Source organism: Micromonospora sp. WMMD987, assembly GCF_029581435.1.
In the GTDB taxonomy this organism is placed as follows: Bacteria; Actinomycetota; Actinomycetes; order Mycobacteriales; family Micromonosporaceae; genus Micromonospora; species Micromonospora rifamycinica.
Window position 1 is genome coordinate 5,444,596 of sequence record NZ_CP120861.1, and the last position, 18,191, is coordinate 5,462,786.

An 18,191-nucleotide genomic window follows, 5' to 3' on the forward strand; every position below is an offset into this window, starting at 1 on the left:
GCCCGATGGGGGACGTCGACAGGTGCGAAGAGCTGCCCTGGCTCCCCGCCGGCACGCTTGGCTCCCGCTGCCGAAGAAGAGTTCAACAGTAACCGGTACGCCGCCGAATTAGGAAGCGCTCCCAACTAACTCGGCCATCAGAGCCGGTAGATGACGTCCTCGCCGACCATCTCGCGACTGATGCCCAGTCCGTCCACCGGTCGGGCGGCCACGTCGGCCCACGGGGTGCCCGGCGCCCAGCCGGGCAACAGCACCACCGTGCGCAGCCCGACCTCCCGCAGGTACGCCACCGAGGTGGCGTCCGGGAAGGTCATGCTCGCCGCCCGGATCCGCTCCTGGGACTGCGGGGTGAACGAGGCGAGCCCGTTGACCACCTTCGGGAACCCGTCGGTGGACCAGAGCATCACGTGCAGTTCCCGGATACCGTCGCTGGGCAGCACCAACGCCGGCCCGGTCAACCCACGCAACACGGCCGGTTGCTCCGGCGCCGGCACGTGCGGGGTGCGGTTGACCCCTTCCAGCATGACCAGCAGCAGCGGCACCAGCAGCGCCAACCGGGCCAGTCGCCACCGCTGCCCGCCCTGCTCCCGGGCCGGCTCCGGGTCGACCGCCTGGGCTGCCTGCGCTGCGGGCCACGCCGCCGGCCGCAACGTCGGCCGCGCCGGCGCTCCCGCCTCCGCCCACGCCGCCGGCCGCAGCGTCGGCCGTGCCCCCACCGGTTCCGCTCCGACCGGTTCCGCTTCCGCCGCTGCCGGTTCCACGTCCGCCGGTTCCCGCGCTGCCGGCACCGCTCCCACCGGTTCCCGCGCTGCCCGCTCCGCTTCCGCCGGTTCCGGCCCGGACCGCGCCGCCGACCCCGGCACCTGTTCCCGCGCCGGCCCCGTCCCCGACGCCGGTTCCGGCAGAGCCTCCCCCGCCGGCCCGGCCCCCGGTGCCGGTTCGGCCAGCGGGTCACGCGCCCGGCCGACCGCCGGCTCGCGCACCGTCAACGCCCCCGCGGCGAGCAGGCCGAGCAGCAGGGTCGTCCACAGCACCAGCCGGCCCGGGGTACGCACCCCGTCCCAGCCGGGGGCGTGCTCGACCAGCGTCACGTAGCCGGGATCGCCGTCGCCCCCGAACGTGGTGCCCGCCGCCAGCGCCACGCTGACCAGCGCCGCGCCGGCCAGCATCAGCCGGTGCCGCAGCCGCCACGCGGAGAAGAAGATCCCGGCCATCGCCACCGACAGCAGCACCACCCCGGGCAGCAGCGTCATCTCACCGGGAAAACCGAGCGTGGCGCGGGCCGCCTCGTGCCGCTCGCCCCACAGCCAGGACTCCGGCGGCGCGGTGATGAACCCCCGCCACGACGGGGAGAACATCTCGATCTGCGCCACCGTCCGCCGCCCGGACGGGTTACGGGCCACCACCTCGAAGTAGGGCGCGGCCATCGCCAGGGTCACCCCGGCGAACCCGATCCCCCCGGCCAGGTCGGCCAGGAGCAGGCCACGCGGCACCGCCGGGCGGGACCGGCGTCGCCACCACACCACGCCGTACGTCACGGCGACGCCGAGGCAGATCAGCCCCAGCGCGTACGCGAAGGGCAGGCCGATGCCGAAGCCGAGGGTGACCTGCCAGGCGGCGGTCGCCCAGCCGGCGACCACCCAACCGGGGCGGATCCGGTCGGGACGGTGACCGTGCCGCAGCGACCAGCCGTGCCCCCGGGCCAGCATGGCCAGCGCGAGGGCGATCCCGCCGATGCTGAGCACGTGCAGGTGACCGGCCTGGGCGAGCTTCCACGGGGCGTAGGCGAAGGAGACCCCGGCCACCGCCGAGCCGGCCCGACCCGCGCCCAACTGCCGGGCCAGCGCGTACGCGCCGAACAGGGCCAGCGCGTGGGTCAGCACGTAGAGCAGGTTGTAGCGCACCACGGCGGCCACCGGGCCGTCCCCGATCATCCCGAACGGGGCGTAGCCGAGCAGCGTGTCGGAGTAGGCGTAGGTGTACGGCTCCGGATAGAACGTGTTCGAGTGCCAGACCTGGAACGGGTTGGTCAGCAGGGCATGCCCGCCCCAGGCCACCTGCCAGGCCTGGAGCGTCGGATCCCCGGTGTCCTGCGGGATGGTGCTCGCCGGATCACGCAGGGTCGGCCAGGTCAGCACCACCGCCAGCACCAGCGCGGCGACCGCCGCCAGAGTCCACTCGTGCCGGGCCACCCGCCACGACACCTCCACCAGCCGGCGGCCGACAACCCGCATCCGATCGACGTCCATCTCTCCACTCCGTCCCTCGCCGTCCGTCAGACTGCCCGAGTCCGATCCTGTTGTCGACACCGGAACCCGCCCGAATTTCGACACCGGATCCCTTCCGACGGTCCGAATCCGATCTGACGACGGACCGGTCGGCTCTCGCATCGGCCCGGGCCACCGCAGGTCCACCGGGCCACCGGGCCATAGAGCCACCGAGCCACGGGGCACCGCCGGGCCACCGGGCCGGGCCGTAGGGCCGGCTCACCCGGCCCGGGTGAGCCGGCCTCACCCGGGCCGGCGGAAGGTGGAGGTCATGACTGGATCCGACGGACCGATCCGACCCGGGACTCCGGCCCCCGACTTCACCCTGCCGGCCACCCCGGACGGGCGACAGACCGGACCCGGGCAGTTCCGTGGCCGGCCGGTGGTGCTCGCCTTCTACCCCGCCGACTGGTCCCCGGTCTGCGCCGACCAGATGGCGCTGTACCAGGCCGCGATGCCGGAGTTCGAGCGGTACGCAGCGGTTGTGCTGGGCATCTCGGTGGACAGCATCTGGTCACACCGGGCCTTCGCGGAGGCGAAGGGCATCCGGTTTCCGCTGCTGTCCGACTTCGAGCCCAAGGGCGAGGTGAGCCGCGGCTACGGGGCGTACACCCCGCAGGGACAGGCCACCCGGACCCTGGTGGTGGTCGACCCGGCCGGGACGGTGGCCTGGAGCTACCTCTCCCCCGCCGAGGTGAACCCCGGAGCCGACGGCATCCTCGACGCGCTGGACCGGCTCGGCACCGAACGGCAGGTGACGGCCCGATGAGCACCCCGTTGCAGGTCACCGCCCGGCTCCGCACACCGGTGACCGAATCCGACCACATCCGAGGCCCGCTGGACGCCCCGGTCACCCTGGTCCAGTACGGCGACTTCCAGTGCCCGTACTGCGGGGCGGCCTATCCGAACCTGGCGGAACTGCTCCGGCAGCGCCGGGACACCGTGCGGCTGGTCTACCGGCACTTCCCGATCACCAACCTCCACCCGTACGCCGAACGGGCGGCCGAGGTGGCCGAGGCGGCGGGGCAACGCGACCGGTTCTGGGAGATGCACGACTGGCTCTACGAACACCAGGACCAACTCGACCCGGTGCACCTGTCGCTCGGCGTGGAGCAGGTGGGGCTGCCACCGGACGAGATCGGCGCGGAGGTCGACCGGAACGCCTACGGCGACCGGGTGCGGCACGACTTCACCGGGGGTATCCGCAGCGGGGTGAACGGCACGCCCACCCTGTTCGTCGACGGCCACCGCCACGAGGGCGGCTTCGACCTACCGGCCCTGTTGACAGCGGTGGACACCACCACCCCGTAGACCGACCTCCTCAGAGCAGGTGCAGGGCCCGGGCCCGGCGGACGGCGTCGCGGCGGCGGGTGGCGTCGAGCTTGCGGTAGATGTTGCGCACGTGCGTCTTGACGGTGTTGACCGACAGGGACAGTTCACCGGCGATCTCCACGTTGGACAGGATGCTCTGCAGGTAACGCAGGATGGTCAGCTCCCGCTCGGTGAGCGGTTCCCCCAGCGCCCGTACCGTCTCGCCGGCTCCCCGTTGCGGGCCGCCCGGTCCCTGCCCCGTCGGTGTCTCGGCGTCACGTACCAGGTCACTGACCTGAGGCCAGTACGCCGTGCCCGAGTCCAGGTGAGCGGCGAGCAGCTCCCGGACCGCCGGTTCGGCCCGGGTGAACACCCTCCGGTGGCCGTGTCGACCGGCCAGGTCGAGTACCCGTTCCAACTGCCGGCCGGCCCGCCGCCCGTCACCCGCACGCCGGGACAGCACCGCAGCCAGCACGCCGGCGGCCAGCCGTACCGTCAGCGGCCAGCCGGCGGCGTCCGGGGCGTCCCAGTCGGGTAGCGCTGCGGTGGCGGCCCGGACGTCGCCGGCCCGCAGCTCCATCCGGGCCAGCGCCAGGGCCAGCACGGGCGTCGGGTCCGGTTGCCGGGTGGCCCGCTCGGCCAGTAGCCGACGCGCGGTGTCCAGATCACCCTGCTCGCCACGGACGTCGACCTCCAGGGCCAGCAGCCGGTCAGCCAGCTCCCCACCACCGGCCGACTCTCCGCCCGGGGCGGGTCGAAGGGCCGCTTCCCTGACGTCGGAGAGCGCGGTCCGGGCGCGTAGCGCCACCTCGATGGCCGCTGCCGGCTCGCCGGAGTCACGCAACAGCGCCGCCCGGCACAGCGCCGCCACCGCGCCGACGGTCACCCCTGCCGGGTCGGTGCCCACCCCACCATGGGCCGCGCCGGTCGTCGCCAGCTCGGCGGTCACCCCCGCCGGGGTGGTGCCGACCGTGCCGAGAGCCGCGCCGGCCGCCACCAGCTCGGCGGTCGCCTCCGCCGACTGGTCCCGGTACAGGGCCACCAGGGCCAGCGCCAGGTGTGCGTACCCGCAGTCGACCCGGCTCGACCAGCCCTGGCAGGGTGGCATGGCCAGGGCTGCCCGGGCGGTCTCCTCGGCCGGCGAGAGCTCACCGGCGAGGGCGAGCAGCAGGGCCGTCCGGGTCGCGCCGACCAGTTCGGTCCGGGGCCGACCGGTCCGGCGGGCCGCCGCCAGCGCCCCGGCGAACCGGGTCCTGGCCGCCACCAGGTTCCCCTCGGCCAGGTCGGCCAGCCCCAGCGCGGTGTCCGCCACCGCCCGTACGTCCGCGTCCTCCCCGGTCCGGGGGTCGTCGTCCGTCGGCGCTCCTGCCGTGGCCGCCCCGAGGGACACCCCGGGCGAAGCGGTGCCGACGGCGAGCAGCCGGGCGACTCCGCGGCGTACCTCCGGATGGTCCCCGCAGAGGCGGGCCAGGGTGAGTTCCAGTGCCACGGCCAGCCGACGGAACCGGTCCCGGCGTGGGGCCGGCAGCGTGCGGGCCGCCGCCACCGCGTCCCGCAGCCGGGCGGTCGCCGCCTCGACATCCCCCGCGTGCGCCCGTTCGGTGCCGGCCGCCAGCGCCAGCTCCGGATCCCGCCGGACCGCCCCGGCGGGTGGCGGCGGTGGCGGTGGCACGCCCGACGTCTCCCGTTCGTAGGGCACCAGCTCCGGCCAGTGGGTCAGCAGCAGCCCGGTGGCCCGGTCCCACTGCCCGGCGGTGAGCGCGTGGCGCAGCGCGTCCGCCGGCCGGTCGTGGTCGGCGTACCAGTCGGCGGCCCGGCGGTGCAGCCCGCCGCGTTCCCGCTCGTCGAGGCCGGCGAGTTCCTGCCGGAGCAGGTCGGCCAGCATCGGGTGCGGCCGGTACCAGGGCGGGTCGCTGTCGTCACGGTGCAGGAACCCGCCCTCGCGGACCAGCCCGGCGAGCACCTGACCGGAGTCGGTCCGCCCGGTCAACGCGTCGGCCAGGTCGGCACGGACCGCCCCGCCGACGGCACACCGCCGCAGCAGTTCCCGGGCCGGCGGCGACAGTTGGGTGAGCACCTCGGCGCGTAGGTACGCCGCCACGTCCGGATGGTCGCCGCCGAACCGCTCCACCCACCGGGCCGGGTCGGGCCGCTGCCCGGCGGCCAGCGCGGCGAACCGCAGGCCCGCCGGCCACCCGCCGGTGCGTTCCCGCAGTCGTCCGACCGCCGTCGCCGGCAGCGGCGCTCCGTGCGCCACCAGCAGGTCGGCCACCTCCTCGGTGGTGAAGGCCAGGTCGTCGGGCCCCAGCTCGGTCAGGTCGCCGGCCAGTCGCAGCCGGTGCAGTGCCGGCGGCAGGTCGCCCCGCGCGGCGACGACGAGGCGCAACCGTCCGTCCGCGTGCCGGAGCAGGAACTCCAGCCCGGTGAGCACGGCCGGATCGGTGACCCGGTGCAGATCGTCGAGGACCAGCCGGACGGGACGTTCCCGGGTCGCCAGCTCAGCGGCGAGCGACTCCAGCTGTTCGGGACGCGGCGGGACGACCGCCGACGCGGTCGGTCCGGCCCGGAACCCGCCCCGCAGGGCCGCCGTGAGGTAGGCCCACAGCCGTTCCCCGCTGTCACCCGCCTCGACCTGCACCCAGGCCGGTGGCCCCTGATCCTGATCCTGGTCCCGGTCCTGATCCCGGTCATGGTCCCGGTCCTGGTCGCGGTCGCCGGTCGAGCCACGTGCCCAGGCGGTGAGCAGCGTCGTCTTGCCCCAGCCGGCGGGTGCCCGGACCAGGGTCAGACTGCCGGCGACGCCCTCGTCGAGGAGGCCGAGCAGCCGGGGCCGCCACAGCATCGGCTCCGGCAGGGCGGGCGGGGTGAGTCGGGACGCCAGCAGTGCCGGGCCGCCGGACGCCTCGGCGACCCCGGTGCTGGTGCGCTGCTGCGGCATCCGTCCCACCCCCGTCGGCGCGTCCTCCCCCGGTCGGCGGCGGTTACCCGACGCGGTCCGGTTCACCCCTTCGGGACGAGTCCGGTTCACCCGGCCGCCACCGACGATGGTCGGACCGGACGACCGACCGGTCGGACCGCGGGACCAGGGCCGCACAGGTCACGGTCGGGCTCCGGCGGGAGAGGCGGGTGGTACGGATGGGACGGCTGGGCGTACCCCGGTGGTGGCACCGCCGACCGGCGGCCGGAGCCGGCGCGGGATCGGGTCGTTGGCAGGTGGTGACCGTGGGCGTGCCGGCGGTGGAGCTGCTGCCCGGGGGGCGGTGGCCGGAGCCGTTGCGGGCGCTCGCCGACGCGGTGGAGGTCGACCTGCGGCCGGCACCCGGCGGTCGGGGCACCGAGCTGGCGGTCCGGCCGCTCGGCGGGGTCGCCACCCTGCCCGGGATGGCCGCCCACCTGGTCGGCGACGACCCCGACGGCTACCTGCGGCAGGTGCTGCGTGCGGTCCGGCAGCTCGTCGAGACCGGCGAGGAACTGCGCGCCGACCGACCCGCGGCCGAGCGGCCGGCGCGGGACCGGCCGCCCGCCGCCCGCCCGGTGGTGCCCGGATGAGGGCGCTGTGCTGGGAGGGCGCCGACCGGCTCGCGGTACGCGAGGTGCCCGACCCGGAGCTGCGCAACGCCCACGACATGATCGTCCGGGTCCGGCGCAGCGCCACCTGCGGGGCCGACCTGTCGCTGCTCGCCGGGCGGGTGCCGGGCCTCGCCGCCGGGGACGTGCTCGGGCACGAGTTCCTCGGCGAGGTGGCCGAGATCGGGCCGGCGGTACGTCGCCACCGCGTCGGCGACCGGGTGGTGGTCTGCGCCGCCGTGGCCTGCGGAAACTGCTGGTACTGCCGGCAGCGTCTCTACTCCTGTTGCGACAACGGCAGCACCGCCGCGACGGCCACCGAGGCGGCCTGGGGTCAGCCCACCGGCGGCTGCTACGGCCACCCCCGGGCGGCGGGCGGGTTCGCCGGCAGCCACGCCGAGTACGTCCGGGTGCCGTACGCCGACGTCGGGGCGTTCGCCGTGCCCGATCCGATCAGCGACGACCGGGCGGTCTTCGCCTCGGACGCCGCCCCCGCCGGGTGGATGGGGGCCGAGCTCGGTGCGGTCCGCCCCGGTGACGTGGTCGCGGTCTGGGGGGCGGGCGCGGTGGGGCAGCTCACCGCGCAGGCGGCGACGGCGCTCGGCGCGGACCGGGTGATCGTGATCGACCGGTATCCGGACCGGCTACGGATGGCCGAACGGCACGCCGGTGCCGAGACGTTGCACTACGAGCAGACCGACGTCCCCGCCGAGCTGCGGGAACGCAGTGGCGGCCGGGGTCCTGACGTCTGCGTGGAGGCGGCCGGGGTGGCCGACGGCGGTGGTCGTCCGGCCTCGCTCGCCGACCGGTTCACCGGTCGGGGCGGCCCGGTCGATGATCCGCTGGCGGTCCGGGAGGCGGTGCACGCCTGCCGCAAGGGCGGCACCGTCTTCGTCTCGGGCAGCTTCACCGGCTTCGTGGACTCCTTTCCGCTGGGCGCGGTGATGCACAAGGGGCTCACCCTGCGCAGCGCCCGCCAGCACGGCCAACGGTGGATTCCGATGCTGCTGGAGCGGATGGCCCGCGACGAGCTGCGTACCGAGCACCTGGCGACGCACCGGTTCGGGCTGGACCAGGGTCCGGCCGGCTACGCGTTGTTCCGGGACCGCGCCGACGGCTGCGTCCGGACGGTCTTCACGCCGCACGGGTGACGGCCGCCGTGCGGGTGACGGCCGCCGCACGGGTGACGGCCGCCGCACGGGCCGTCCACCAGGCGACGGTCGGGCGGAAAGGAACGGTGGGCGGGCCGCTCACCAGGTGGGGGTCGGGTGCGGGTGGCACACTCGGCGGATGCCCCACGACCGCCCGTACGACATCGTCCTGTTCGGCGCGACCGGTTTCACCGGCGGGCTGACCGCCGAGTACCTGGCCCGCAACGCCCCGGCCGGGTTGCGCTGGGCGCTGGCCGGGCGGGATCCGGCGAAGCTGGCGGCGGTCCGGGACCGGCTCGCCGGCATCGACCCGGCCCTGGCCGCGCTGCCGCTGCTCACCGCCGACGTCACCGACGCCGCGTCGCTGCGCGCGGTGGCCGGGGACACCCGGGTGCTCGCCACCACGGTCGGGCCGTACGTGCACCACGGCGAGCCGCTGGTCGCCGCGTGTGCCGCCGCCGGCACCGACTATCTCGACATCACCGGTGAGCCGGAGTTCGTGGACCTGATGTACGTGCGGCACCACGCCGAGGCGGTGCGCACCGGTGCCCGGCTGGTGCACGCCTGCGGTTTCGACTCGGTCCCGCACGACCTGGGCGTCTGGTTCACGGTCCGGCACCTGCCGGCGGACGGGCCGATCACCGTGGACGGGTTCGTCCGGGCCGGGGGCCGGTTCTCCGCGGGGACGTACCACTCGGCGCTCACCGCGTTCGCCCGTACCGGGGAAGCGAAGCGGGCGGCGCTGGCCCGCCGGGCGGTCGAGCCCCGACCGGACGGCCGCCGGGTACGCGCGGTGCCCGGCCGGGTGGGCCGCTCGGCGGCGACCGGCAGGTGGGCGGTGCCGCTGCCCACCATCGACCCGCAGGTGGTCCGTCGGTCCGCCGCCGCCCGCCCGGAGTACGGTCCGGACTTCCGGTACCGGCACTTCGCCAGCGTCAAGCGGCTGCCGACGGTGCTGCTGGCCGGGGCGGGGATGGCCGGCCTGGTCGGGTTGGTGAAGGTGCCGCCGGCCCGGCGCTGGCTGCTCGGCAGGCGTGTCTCCGGGCAGGGGCCGAGCGCGGCGCAGCGGGCCGGTTCGTGGTTCCGGGTGCGGTTCGTCGGCACGGGCGGGGGCCGCACGGTCCGCACCGAGGTCTCCGGCGGCGATCCGGGCTACGACGAGACGGCCAAGATGCTCGCCGAGTCGGCGCTCTGCCTGGCGTACGACGATCTGCCGACCACGGCCGGGCAGCTGACCCCGGTGACCGCGATGGGCGACGCGCTGCTGGACCGGTTGGTGCGGGCCGGCATGACGTTCCGGGTGCTGCCGGAGTGAGGCGGGCGGAGGCGGGGGTCGACGGGGCGGGGACCGACGGGGCAGGGGTCGACGGGGCAGGGATCGACCGGAACGACCCCGGGGCGGTCACCCATGGTGACGCCCGGTCCCGGGCTTGACCCTCGACCTGGTTGAGGCGACAGCATCATGGCCGTGGAGAGCGAGTTGCGGAGTATCGGTGAGTTGGCCCGGACCAGCGGTCTGACGGTCAGCGCGCTGCGGTTCTACGACCGGTCCGGGGTGCTGACCCCGACGTTGGTCGACCCGGTGAACGGTTACCGCTGGTACACCGACGCCCAGGTGACGCCGGCCCGGCTGGTGGCCGGTCTGCGGCGGGTCGGCATGCCGCTGGCCGAGATCGCCGCCGTGCTGCGGCTGCGCGACGATCCGGTGCGGGCCGGCCGGTTGCTCGACGCGCACCTGCGCCGGCTGGAGAACGGTCTCGCCGACGCCCGCCGCGAGCTCTCCCGGGTCCGTGTCCTGATCGATCCCGAGGAGTGTCCGATGACCACCCGAATCGTGCTGTCCCCCGCCGCCCTGGCCGCCGCCGTCGACGCCGTCCGGTTCGCCGTCGGCGACGACCCCGACCTGCCGATGCTCGCCGGTGTGCTCCTGGACGTGGAGTCCGACGGCGTACGGCTGGTCGCGACCGACCGGTACCGGATGGCGCTGGGCCGGGCCGGCGGCCGGGTGGATGGCCCGCCCGTCCGGGCGCTGCTCCCGGTGCCGGCCGTCGACGAGTTCCGGGCGCTGCTCGCCGCCACCAGCGCGCCGGAGGCGTGCCTGACGATCGCCGGGGAGCGGGTCGACATCGCCGTCGGCGACGCCGGGGCCGGCTCGCCGGTCCTGCCGTACGAGTTCGCCGACTACCGGCGGCTGCTGCACCGACCGGCCGACGTGCCGACCCGGCGGATCCCGGTCGACACGGCGACCCTGCGCGCCGCGCTGCGGGCCGACCCGCCCACGGTCACCCGGGAACACGAGGGGGTGACGCTGCCGGTGACGGTGCTCGGGATCGACGACCGCGACGGGCTTCGGCTGGTCGACGCGACCGAACTGGCCTCGGGCCAACGGACCGAACTGGCCTCGGGCCAACGGACCGACCTGACCGCGGGCCAACGGACCGACCTGACCGCGGGCCAACGGACCGACCTGACCGCGGGCCAACGGACCGACCTGACCGCGGGGCAACGGACCGACCTGCTGGTCGGGGTGAACGGGGACTTCCTGCTCGACGCGTTGGACGCCGCCGACGGCCCGCAGCTGGTGCTGGAACTCGACGGCCCGATCACTCCGCTGGCCGTCCGCCGGCCGGACGACGAGGACACCTTCTCGATCCTGATGCCGATCCGCCTGTGACAACGCGCATCAGCCCGCTGTCCCGCCCCGCTATACCAACCTCCGCCAGTGGACCCGGTCCGACCAGCCGCACCCCGCCTCCCCCACGCCTGCGGACCCGCCCTGCCCGGCCGACTCCGGCGGCCCACACCCCGGCGGTAGCCCGATCGCGGGGCGGTCGGTCATCGGGTGCCCTGCACCGACAACGGGGCGAGCTGCAAGAGGGAGCCACCGGCTAACGACAACACCCACTGACGGCTAACGACGACACCCACTGACGATTACGCAAGGCAACAGGCAGCCCCGCCTGCCCACTCTGGTCACCGCACTTTGCTCTGCTGCCACGGACGCGACAGCCACCAAGGGTGACCGTCGCGTCGACGGCAGCAGAGCAAAGTGGGTGAGTGGGGGTGGTGCGGGGTGGGAGGGTGACACGGAATATGCGCTGTTCAGAGGCGCGCGACTGTCGGAACTCCGGCAGGGTGCAGGGCGAGCGCCGCCGCGGTGGTCACCTAGAGTGACATTGTCACACTGCTGCTTTCTTATCACTTTGGGTTACGATCAAACATGGCCCGGCAGGCCCGGCAGGCCCGGCAGGCCCGGCAGGCCCGGCAGGCCCGGCAGGCCCGGCAGGCCCGGCAGGCCCGGCAGGCCCGGCAGGTGGGATGGCGGGATGGCGGGGCCAGCACCGGCGCACGGACCGGGCGCCAACAAGACCAGGCAGCGGCCAGGCTCCGGCACAGAGGTCGGCGCGCACGCGGCGTCGGTGGCGCGGAACCCGGCGGGGGGCGTCCGGGCGGGGCCGGTGGCCGGGGGGCGCGACGGTAGCATCGTGAGGTCCCACCTGACCGCCTGGACGGAGCGTACGGAGCAGCATGCTCGACATGGAGTTGATCCGGAAGGACCGCGAGACGGTGGCGACCGCGCTCGCGAAGCGACTGGATCCCGCCGAGGTCAACCGGGTCCTGGACGACATCCAGCGACTCGACCAGGAGCGTCGCGCCCTGATCACGGAGATCGACGCCGAGCGGCAACGCCGCAAGGCCGAGGCACGGGCGTACGCGCAGGCGAAGCGGGCCGGCACCGCGCCGGAACCCGCCGCGCCGGAGGCCGAGCGCAAGCAGCTCGCCGAGCTGGAGTCCCAGTTGGACGAGGTGCGGTCCCGGTTGCACGGCACGATGAGCGAGCTACCCAACCTGCCCGCCGACGACGTGGTGCCCGGCGGCAAGGAGGCCAACCGGGTGGTGAAGACCTTCGGGGAGCCACCGGTCATCGAGCGGATCCGCGACCACGTGGAGCTGAGCCGCGCGCTGGGCCTGGTCGACCACGAGCGGGGCGTCAAGCTCGGCGGGTCCGGCTTCTGGATGTACACCGGCCTGGGCGCCCGGCTGGAGTGGGCGCTGATCAACTGGTTCGTCGACGAGCACGTGCGGGCCGGGTACGAGTTCCTCCTCCCGCCGCACCTGCTGCTGGACACCGCCGGTTTCGCCGCCGGCCAGTTCCCGAAGTTCTACGACGACGTCTACCACCTGGACCGGGAGTCCGCCCCGCGCGGGCAGTTCCTGCTGCCCACCTCGGAGACGGCCATCCTCGGCGCCTACCAGGACGAGATCCTGGAGACGTCGAAGCTGCCGCTGAAGGCGTTCGCCTACACCCCCTGCTACCGGCGGGAGGCGGCCGGTTCGCACTCCGACGAGCGCGGCACCGTACGGGGTCACCAGTTCAACAAGGTGGAGATCTTCCAGTTCACCCTGCCGGAGCAGGCCGACGCGGCGCTGGAGGAGATGCTCGCCCACGCGGAGAGCCTGGTGGAGAGGTTGGGCCTGCACTACCAGCGCAGTCTGCTCTCCGCCGGTGACGCCAGCGCGTCGATGAAGAAGACCCTCGACATCGAGGTGTGGATGCCGAGCACCGGCAAGTACAAGGAGGTGTCGTCGGTCTCCTGGGCGGGTGACTACCAGGCCCGCCGGGCGGCCATCCGTTACCGCGAGCCGGGTGGCAAGCAGACCAGGTTCGTGCACACCCTCAACGGGTCGGCGCTGGCCACCAGCCGGCTCTTCCCGGCCATCCTGGAGCAGTTCCAGCAGCCCGACGGCTCGGTGCTGGTGCCCGAGGTGCTCCGCGACCGGCTGGGCACCGACCGGCTCACCCCGCTGCGCTGAGGTTTCCGCTGCGGGGCGGGACCTCCGGCCTCCCGCCCCGCACCGCACCGCACCCACCATCCGGAGCCCACCGATCGTCGCGCGGGCCGGCCCGGCGACCGGCCGTGCGCGCCACCGACGACGCGACCGGCCCGCCGCGTTCACACCCGTTCGGTGTCACCGGCCCGGGTGCGGTTGCGGTGCAGCAGCGCCGCCACCGCGAGCAGCCCGGCCAGCAGCGCGGCCAGCACCACCGGACCGGCCGTGTCCAGCGCCGTGACCAGGGTCCGCTGGACCCTGGCCGCGCCGACGACCACCGGGTCGCCGAAGGCGTCGTGCCGGCCCTGGGCGAGCCGGACCTCGTACCAGCCGTACCAGGCGACGTAGCCACCGGCGACGAGCAGCACCAGGCCACTGAGCCGGGGCATCCAGGCTCCGGCCCCACGCAGCCCGCTCACCACCCGGCCGCGCAGCAGCGCCACACCGAGCGCCGCCACCGCCACCACCAGACCCATCCCGATCGCGTACGCGACGAACAGCGCCAGCCCCCGCAGGGTCGAGCCGGCCTGGAGGCTGGTCACCACGATCGCCAGGAACGGCGCGATCGAGCAGCTCAACGACGCCAGCGCGTACACCATGCCAAACAGTGCCATGGACGGCAGCGACCGGGTCAGTCGGGGGGCGCGGGCCGACGGGCGCGGGGTGGGCAGCCGACGGCCGGCGAGCAGCCACAACCCGAGCGCCAGCAGGCCCAGCCCGAGCGTCACGGTCAACCAGGGCAACCGGGGGCGCAGCCAGTCGGCCAGGGGTGCCACGGCCAGCCCGAAGGCCCCGAACACCACCACGTACCCGCAGGTCAGGCCGGCCGCCGCGGTGAGTGCCCGGCCGATCGCGCCGCGGCCGTCCGCCGGCCCGGCCACCAGCAGCGACAGGTACGCCGGCAGCATCGCGAAGCCGCACGGGTTGACCGCGCCGAGCATCCCGGCGGTCAGCGCGAGCAGCAGCGGGCCGGTCATCAGCCGGCCAGCGCGGCGACCCGGCGGGTCAGGTCCTCACCGTCGAGGAAGCCCTGGTGGACGACCTTCCCCTCCCGATCGATGATCAGGAAGGTGCTCTGTTCGACGACCTCGAAGCGCCGCCACAGCGCGCCGGCCCGGTCGTCGATCTGTGTGGTGCCGGCGAGTTCGAACTCGGTGACGAAGCTGCGCATCGCCTTCTGCTCGCCGAGGCCGGCCACCCCGACGATCGGCACGGTGTCCCGGTACTTCGGGGCGATCTCGGCGACCGTCCACGCCTGACTGGCGCAGGTGGCGCACCACGGCGCCCAGAACCAGAGCACCACCGGCCGACCGGCCAGGGCGGCGGCGGAGAACGCCGTACCGTCGAGGGTCCTGGCGGTGAAGCGCAGCGAGTCGGGCACCACGGCGGGTGCGCCGGTCGGGGTGGGCGCACCGGTCGGGGTGGGCGCTGCGGACGACGACGCGGTGGCGAGCGGTACGGCGACCTCGGCGGCCGGCTGCGCCGTCGTCGGTCCGACGGCGCACGCCGAGGCGGCCAGCAGGGTGCCGGCCAGGGCGGCGGCGAGGGCGAGCCGGGCGACCGGGCGGCCCTCCGGCCCGTTGCTGGGGTACGACGACGACCGCATCCGGTGCTCCTCTCGGTGGTGCTACTTGACCTCGACCAGCCGCAACGCGAGTTCGGGGCAGACCTTGACCGCCTTCATCGCCCCCTCCTTCAGCCAGGTCGGCACGGGGGTGGACGGGAAGGCGGGGTAGCCGTTGCCGTCGAGTCGGATGAAGTCCGGTACGACGTGGGCACAGAGCCCGTGCCCGTCGCAGCGGGACCAGTCCAGGGTGAGCACGCGCGGGTCGGCGTCGGGGGCGCCGGGCAGCCCCATCACGCCCTTGACCCGTTTGCCGCACCCCTCGCCGGTGGTGTGTTGCCGCAGGTCCTCGGCGAACACCTCCATCGCGGAGAGCGCGAAGCGGGACGTACCGTCGGGGTGGCTGCACGCGCCCCGGCCCTTGACGTCACCGGCGGCCGCCCGGACGACCTCCACCGGCGCGCTGCCGGAGACCGCCAGGTCGACGGCGCGGGCCAGGTCGGGCAGGCCGCGCTTGCACGGCCCGCACTGCCCGGCGGACTCCCCGGCCAGGTAACGGACCACCTGGGCGGCCTCGCCGAGCGGGCAGGTGTCCCGACCGAGCGGGATGATGATGCCCGCGCCGAGGGTGCCGCCGACGCTGGTGAGGCTCCTGCGGGTGATCTCGGCCCGCTGTGCCGACTCCCAGGTGATCCAGCGGCCGTGGTAGCCGCCCATCAGGATGCCCGGCCCCTCCGGCACCTCGCAGAGTTCGAGGATGTCCCGCAGCGGGGTGCCGGCGGCGCACTCCACCACGGCGGGGCGCTTGGCCTGGCCGGTGACGGTGAGCAGCACGGTGCCCGGCTCGTCGTCGGTGCCGAGGGCGGCGTACTCGTACGGGCCGAGCCGGGCGGCGATGGCCACCTGGGCGTACGTCTCGGCGTTGGAGAGCAGGGTGGGCAGGTTACGCACGCCCGAGTCGCTGGACCGCTTCTTGGTGCCCGGTGGGATGTGCGGCAGCCCGTTGATCCCGTTGACCAGTGCGCCGCCCTCGCCGGAGATGAACCGGTGCGGCACGGTGACGATGCTGGTGGGCACCGGCATCCGGCGCTCGGCGAGGGCTTCGGTGAGCGAGTCCCGGCCGATCAGGTCGTCGGCGACGCAGAGCACGATCTCCTCGGCGTCCAGCGCGTACGCGGACAGCGCGGCACCGTCGAGGATCAGGTGCGGAGCACGGGTGAGCAGCACCTTGTCCTTCCAGCTCGCCGGCTCCCCCTCGCTGGCGTTGACCACCACCACGGCGGGCAGGTCCTGCCGTTCGCAGGACTCCAGCACCGCCTTGAACTTGCGGTAGAACGGGAAGCCCGCCCCGCCCTTGCCCTTGAGCTGGATGGCCTCGGCCAGCCGGAGCAGGTTGGCCGGTTCCATCGGGCCGATCGGGCCGTGCACCGTCTCGTGTGCCATCAGGTCGAGCCGGCCGAACTCGGCGAAGCCGGCGGTCAGCCGGGGCTCGCCGATGCAGGCGACCGGGGGGACCTTGGTCCGCATCACTTGGCCTCACCGCGCAACCCCGCCCAGTACGCCCCGTCCACGGCGTCCGCGTTGGCCTTGCCCTTGCGCCGGCCCCGACCGTCACCGGTGGCCTTGCGCGCCCGCCGGGAGGCCAGGTCGACCAGGGTCGGAGTGTCGTCGACGGGGACGTCGTCGGCGACGTAGCGGGCCGGCGGACGCCAGTAGTCGGGCTCCTCCGGCACGTCCGGTTCGACGCTGTGCCGGCCGGAGCCGCTGCGCGGGGCGGCGGAGATCGGCTCGGCCGAGACGGGCCGGTTGGACCCCTCCCAACGGCTCGGGCTGTCCCACGGCTCCTCGGGTGCGTCGGTGCGCCGCCGGGGCGGTGCGGAGTAGCGGGCGGCCACGTCGTCGTCGCGCCGGGACCGACGGCTGCCGGACACGGGGGCCACGTCCTCCTCGTACCGGGAACGACGGCTGCCCGAGACGGGGGCCACGTCCTCCTCGTAGCGGGACCGACGACCGCCGGAGACCGGGGCGTCCTCCTCCTCGTACCGGGAACGACGACCACCGGACACGGGGGCCGCATCCTCCTCGTACCGGGAACGACGACCGCCCGAGACGGGGGCCACATCCTCCTCGTACCGGGAACGACGACCGCCCGAGACGGGGGCCACATCCTCCTCGTACCGGGACCGACGACCGCCCGAGACGGGGGCCACATCCTCCTCGTACCGGGACCGACGACCGCCCGAGACGGGGGCCACGTCCTCCTCGTCGCGGCGGCGGGGCCGCTCGTCGCGCTCGACGGTCCGGCGGCGGGCCGCCGGCTCCAGGTCACGCTCGCGGCGGCGGGTGGGTTCCGCCTCCCGGGTGCTCCGACCGCCGCGCACCGGCTCGCGCAGGGTGCCCGGCTCGGGCACCACCGGCACGGTGAACCGCTCGGGGTCGCGTCGCCGGGCGGTGCCGGTCGGCGCGTTCCAGGACGGGGCCAGGGCGGTCTCGGCCCAACTGGTCCGGCTGTCCCTGGTCTCCTCCTCCTTCTTGCGGCCGAGCCCGCTGAGCAGCGTCCGGCCCTTGCCCTCGTCGGCCACCTTGGCGGTCATCGCCTTGTTCAGGGCGGCGGCCTGCTGCTGCTCGCGGGTGCGCTTGCCGAGGTAGACCGACAGCCGCACCATCAGCGCCACCACCACCAGCAGGACGCACGCCAGGTAGCTGAGCACCACCCAGGACTTCGCGGTGCGACCGGCGTTGAGGCCGTGGAACAGGGCGAACGGCCAGGATAGGTAGGCCAGGGAGTGCAGGCTGCGCCAGAACCACTTGGGGCCGACACCGGCGAAACGCGCCCGGACGATGCCGGTCCAGAACACGCTCACCATGAGGAAAGCGGCCACCGTGCCGAGGCCGACGTAGAGCCCGCTGCCGCCGATGAACGGGACCACGGCGTCGGTGGGACCGGCCCGGCCGATCGCGATCTTGGTGATGACGTGGAACACCAGGCCGGCTACGCCGAGGACACCGGTGGCGCGGTGCGCGGACTGGAGCAGCACCCGGTGCCGGATCATGAGGACCAGCCGGTCGGTGGCGAGCAGGCCCATCATCACCGTGAGGCTGAGCGCCACCAGGGCGACCACCCCGGCGAAGAACTCGGTAAAGAAGAAGCCGTACGCGTACATCGCCGTGCCGTTGCCGGTCATCTCGACGCCGGCCCAGAACAGGCCCAGGGCGGACGCCACCATCAACGCCATCGTGGATTTCGACACGGTCCGGACACCACGGCTGCTGGTAGTGGTCCGGACGGTCGTGGCCTGTTCGTTCTGCTTTGCCCGGGCCATCTGCTCCTCGATCGTCTAACGGCGGCGCCACCACCGGCCGACCTTGCTCCCACCTCCAGTACGGACCTCCGGCGCGTACGGATCACCACCGGTGCCGAAAATTCTCGGCGGATCTTCGAACCGGCCCGGCCCGGGGCGCGTGTAGCCCCTGGCGCACCGCCCCGCCGGCTCCCGA

General features: G+C 74.6%; 12 protein-coding genes and 1 pseudogene. 7 read left to right on the forward strand and 6 right to left on the reverse strand.

The genetic code is table 11. The features are described from left to right. Positions 1 to 137: 137 nt before the first annotated feature. Positions 138 to 2,234 (reverse strand): hypothetical protein, encoded by a 2,097-nt coding sequence (locus tag O7612_RS22900; RefSeq protein ID WP_282274008.1) that lies wholly within the window; start codon positions 2,232 to 2,234, stop codon positions 138 to 140. Between the two features lie 304 nt (positions 2,235 to 2,538). Here O7612_RS22900 and O7612_RS22905 point away from each other — a divergent pair, with 304 nt between their 5' ends. Beyond that, a complete protein-coding gene (locus O7612_RS22905) occupies positions 2,539 to 3,036 on the forward strand; it encodes a redoxin domain-containing protein (RefSeq protein WP_282267283.1) in 498 nt (165 codons plus the stop codon). Next, positions 3,033 to 3,578: a DsbA family protein gene (locus O7612_RS22910; RefSeq protein ID WP_282267284.1), complete on the forward strand. Its 546-nt coding sequence runs from the start codon at positions 3,033 to 3,035 to the stop codon at positions 3,576 to 3,578. The genes O7612_RS22905 and O7612_RS22910 overlap by 4 nt, the downstream gene beginning before the upstream one ends. 10 nt (positions 3,579 to 3,588) lie before the next feature. Here the strand turns inward: O7612_RS22910 and O7612_RS22915 are convergent, their stop codons facing one another. Further along, positions 3,589 to 6,516 carry a LuxR C-terminal-related transcriptional regulator gene (locus O7612_RS22915; protein ID WP_282267285.1) on the reverse strand — a complete coding sequence of 976 codons (2,928 nt, stop codon included), beginning with the start codon at positions 6,514 to 6,516 and terminating at the stop codon, positions 3,589 to 3,591. Between the two features lie 269 nt (positions 6,517 to 6,785). Here O7612_RS22915 and O7612_RS22920 point away from each other — a divergent pair. The 5 genes and pseudogenes from O7612_RS22920 to serS all read left to right on the forward strand — a co-directional run. Further along, positions 6,786 to 7,127 (forward strand): annotated as a pseudogene (locus tag O7612_RS22920) (hypothetical protein); the annotation flags it as partial. Then, on the forward strand, positions 7,124 to 8,296 hold the full coding sequence (locus O7612_RS22925; RefSeq protein ID WP_282267286.1) for an alcohol dehydrogenase catalytic domain-containing protein: 1,173 nt from the start codon (positions 7,124 to 7,126) through the stop codon (positions 8,294 to 8,296). The pseudogene O7612_RS22920 and the gene O7612_RS22925, both read left to right, overlap by 4 nt. Positions 8,297 to 8,435: 139 nt before the next feature. Beyond that, complete coding sequence (locus O7612_RS22930) at positions 8,436 to 9,611, forward strand: saccharopine dehydrogenase NADP-binding domain-containing protein (protein ID WP_282267287.1); 1,176 nt, start codon at positions 8,436 to 8,438, stop codon at positions 9,609 to 9,611. A gap of 144 nt (positions 9,612 to 9,755) precedes the next feature. Next, positions 9,756 to 10,970, forward strand: a complete 1,215-nt coding sequence (locus tag O7612_RS22935; protein WP_282274009.1) for a MerR family transcriptional regulator — start codon at positions 9,756 to 9,758, stop codon at positions 10,968 to 10,970. Between the two features lie 854 nt (positions 10,971 to 11,824). Continuing rightward, entirely contained in the window at positions 11,825 to 13,111 is a 1,287-nt protein-coding gene (gene serS, locus O7612_RS22940) for a serine--tRNA ligase (RefSeq protein ID WP_282267288.1), read from the forward strand. 140 nt (positions 13,112 to 13,251) lie between these two features. Here serS and O7612_RS22945 read toward each other — a convergent pair whose 3' ends face one another. Genes O7612_RS22945 through O7612_RS22960 form a run of 4 tightly spaced genes read right to left on the reverse strand, consistent with a single transcriptional unit; the run spans position 13,252 to position 17,944 of the window. Continuing rightward, positions 13,252 to 14,106 (reverse strand): cytochrome c biogenesis protein CcdA, encoded by an 855-nt coding sequence (locus tag O7612_RS22945; protein ID WP_282267289.1) that lies wholly within the window; start codon positions 14,104 to 14,106, stop codon positions 13,252 to 13,254. Next, a complete protein-coding gene (locus O7612_RS22950; protein ID WP_282267290.1) occupies positions 14,106 to 14,735 on the reverse strand; it encodes a redoxin domain-containing protein in 630 nt (209 codons plus the stop codon). Before O7612_RS22950 ends, O7612_RS22945 begins: the two co-directional genes overlap by 1 nt. Positions 14,736 to 14,756: 21 nt before the next feature. Then, on the reverse strand, positions 14,757 to 16,223 hold the full coding sequence (locus O7612_RS22955; RefSeq protein ID WP_282267291.1) for an NADH-quinone oxidoreductase subunit NuoF family protein: 1,467 nt from the start codon (positions 16,221 to 16,223) through the stop codon (positions 14,757 to 14,759). Continuing rightward, positions 16,220 to 17,944, reverse strand: coding sequence for a hypothetical protein (locus O7612_RS22960; RefSeq protein WP_282267292.1), 1,725 nt, complete (start codon positions 17,942 to 17,944; stop codon positions 16,220 to 16,222). The genes O7612_RS22955 and O7612_RS22960 overlap by 4 nt, the downstream gene beginning before the upstream one ends. Between the last annotated feature and the right edge of the window lie 247 nt (positions 17,945 to 18,191).